This window comes from Arthrobacter nitrophenolicus (genome assembly GCF_000332815.1).
GTDB classification, from domain to species: Bacteria; Actinomycetota; Actinomycetes; order Actinomycetales; family Micrococcaceae; genus Arthrobacter; species Arthrobacter nitrophenolicus.
Map to the genome: position 1 here is coordinate 1 of NZ_AOFD01000104.1, position 3145 is coordinate 3145.

Sequence of the window (3145 nt, forward strand, 5' to 3'; positions counted from 1 at the left end):
AGGTGCCGGAACAACGGGGGCCGGAGCAACCGGGGCAGGTGCAGGTGCGGGTGCAGCCGGAGCCGGGGCCGGAGCAACAGCTGCAGGAGCCGGGGCCACGGGAGCTGGTGCCACAGCCGCCGGAGCGGGCTCCGCCGGAACCGGTGCCGGTGAAGGGGCTGGAGGCTGGGCGTTGGTCGGCGCCAGCTGTCCGCTGCAGTCGGCGAGGATCCGGGCCATGGCGTCGTGTTCCGCCTGGGTGACCCACAGCCCGTAGGTGGCCTTCACGGAAATCTGCCGGGCGACGTACTCGCACCGGAAGCCCTTGTTCGGCGGCAGCCAGGTGGCGGCGTCGCCGTCGCCCTTTTTCTGGTTGGTGGGGCCGTCCGTCGCCTGCAGGTTCAGCGGGTCATTGGCGAACGCTGTCCGCTGTTCCGTGGTCAGCTGCTGGGCGCCCTTCTGCCACGCATCGCTGAGCGCCACCACATGGTCGATCTGGACGGCACTGCTGGTGGCCTGCCCGCGCAGGAAACTGATGCTCCTGCCCGTATACGGGTCATCGAGCATACCCGACTTCACCTTGCACGGGACGCTGTTCACGTAGCTGACGGCCGTGAGGTCACGCTTGAGCATGTCGTTGCGGGTGTCGCAGCCGTTGCGGTCCACATCCGCCCACGCCTGGCCGAACAGCGCCCGGTCGTATCCCGTCTTCGGCGCCCTGCCTTGATGGGAAGGGTGGCCAGCAGGTCGATCGCCCGGGTGGCGAACGCGGGCTGCTCCTTCGGAGCGGTGACAGGCACGCCCTGCGCCACCAGGTACGGCGTCTCTGGATCCAGCGGTGCGCCCGTCTCCTGGGCTGTGGAAGCGGACGACGGCGCCGCACTGGCTGTGGCGGTTGGCCTCGCCGTGGCCGCGGCGGCCGGCGCGGTGCTTCCCGAGGCGGCAGCTTCCAGGTCCTCGGTGGAAACACGCGGCATGGTTGCGCCGCCGGCGAGGAGGAGGGCGAACGAGGTGGCGAGTGCAACGGCGCCGGCCTTCCGTGTGGCAGGCAGCCAAGCCCAGGAGCGGCGTCCGGTCAGGACGACGTACAGGCCTGTGAGCCCGGCTGAGATGGCCAGGAACACCAGCGCACCGCCAAGTCCACTGCTCAGCGCCCCCAAAAGCATAAAAAGAGCGGTAATGACTCCAACAATGATGGTGGAGGCGAGTGGTTTGCGCGGCGGTCTGGGCGCAGGTTGATAAGGACCCCTCAGGGTCTGGTATTCGGACATCATTTCCCCATTTATCTGAGCCCGAAAAGGCCCCGCAATTGCCGGGCTTGCTGCTAAACGCGACAAATGATTCGCCGTTGAGCCTATTGGCACTGCCGTAAGGAATTCCCGTATTCCGGTTTTCCTCGCTGAAGATTGAGCAGCCCTTGAGCTGATCTTGATCCTGCTTGTCGCACTTGGGTTTTTGGGCTTAACTATTTGGGTATCCGCTGGGCCGGGTAATGCTTGTCTTTCGCCTTTGGTGCGCCCTACCGTGAAGGGAAAAGCGGCCGAAGTGCAGGTGCGGGCATGCGGACTCATGGGGTGTGGTCACACTGCCTCCTGCTGTGCTTGCTGGGTTTCAGCTTTGCCGCCGCCCCCTCCCCTGTTGCCTCGGCTCCCGCCGCGGAGCCCGCCACCTCGGAACAGAACCATAAAACCCTCGATGCCTTCCTCCAGGAGCAGATCGATGCCCTCGGAATCCCCGGTGCCGCCGTCGCCGTCGTAAAGGACGGGAAGCAGGTGCACTCGGCCGCATTCGGCCGCGCCGATGACTCCGGACGGCCCATGACAGTCCGGACGCCGGTCCTGCTCGCGTCTACCAGCAAGTCCCTGACCGCGATCGCGGTGATGCAGCAGGTGGAGGCCGGTCGGCTGCGGCTGGATGAGCCGGTACAGACGTACCTGCCTTGGTTCACGCTTGATGACAGCCGGTCTGTGTCCATCACGGTGCGGCACCTGCTGCACCAGGCCAGCGGCATGGCGTCCAGGGACACCGCCTTCGAAGCCTCCCTCGAACAGGGCCCGGAGGCCTTGGAGGAAAGCGTTTGGGCCCTGGCCGATGCCCCCTTGGCCAGGACTCCGGGCGAGACATTCCACTACGCCAACGCCAACTACAACATCCTGGGCCTGCTGGTGCAGACGGTCTCCGGCCAGCCGTTCGGGGAGTACCTGGAGGACCACGTTTTCGGGCCGCTGGACATGGCGCACAGCCACCCGACCCGTGCCGCCGCCCGCGCCGGAAACGCCGCCGCCGGCTACTCGCGCTGGTTCGGCTCCTTCTGGCGCCAGACGGACGTGCCCGCTCCCTCGTCCGGGATGCCCTCGTCCACGCTGTACTCGTCCGCGGAGGACCTGGGCCGTGAGCTGATCGCGCTGCTCGACGGCGGCCGTTACGGTACCGCGCAGGTCCTCCGGCCCGGGAGCGTGGAGACGATGTTCGAGCCGCGCGTGCAGGTCGAAGGGTCCAAGGAGTACGCGATGGGCTGGTACACCCGTCCGCTGGTGGAGTCCGCCAGCCCTGGCTCGGCCGTACCTGAGGAGGCCCTGCCCCGGCTCCTTGAACACCAGGGCGAGTGGGGCAACAGCCACACCTATTTGGGCATGGTGCCGTCCTCGGGCCTGGGGGTCGCGCTGGTCATCAATGCCAACGACGCCGCCGCACCGTCACGGTTGAAGGCCATCGACACCAATGTCCTGCGGATCATTCACGGCCAGGAGCCGGTGCCGGCGGTCATCTACGAGGACTGGCTCCAGCGGTACAGCTGGGCGGTGGCCCTGGCCCTGCTGCTCGCGGAGCTGCTAAGCCTCTGGCTGGGCGCGCGGTACCTGCTGCCGCAACGCACGGCGCGCTTCCCCGCCGCCTATGCGGTGGCCGCCCTCGGCCTTGACGCCTTCGTCCTTTGGCTGTGCCTCGACTACGCCCCTGCCAGGTTCGATACCCATCTGCTGGTGGTCATCCGGCAGTTTCCCGACGTCGGACTCTTCCTGGTGCCGGCCCTCGCCCTGGCTATCCTCTGGCCCATCCCCCGGACATTCCTGCTGCGGGTACCGACACGAAAAGTCCTCTGACAGCTGCCCGCCCAATGGCCCCACACCAACGCGCGCTGACTTGTGGTGAGCGGGGGTTGGTGGTG

Annotated in this window: 3 protein-coding genes; 1 reads left to right on the top strand and 2 read right to left on the bottom strand. The window is 67.2% G+C overall.

What is annotated here, in order from left to right:
• A partial coding sequence (locus tag G205_RS23325) for an HNH endonuclease family protein (RefSeq protein WP_235047119.1) occupies positions 1-612 on the bottom strand: 612 nt, incomplete at its 3' end.
• Positions 576-1145, bottom strand: a complete 570-nt coding sequence (locus G205_RS23330) for a hypothetical protein (protein ID WP_009359666.1) — start codon at positions 1143-1145, stop codon at positions 576-578. The genes G205_RS23330 and G205_RS23325, both read right to left, overlap by 37 nt.
• A gap of 393 nt (positions 1146-1538) precedes the next feature.
• Between G205_RS23330 and G205_RS20225 the strand changes: the two genes are divergently transcribed.
• Positions 1539-3080: a serine hydrolase domain-containing protein gene (locus tag G205_RS20225; protein ID WP_035754000.1), complete on the top strand. Its 1542-nt coding sequence runs from the start codon at positions 1539-1541 to the stop codon at positions 3078-3080.
• The last annotated feature ends 65 nt before the right edge of the window (positions 3081-3145 follow it).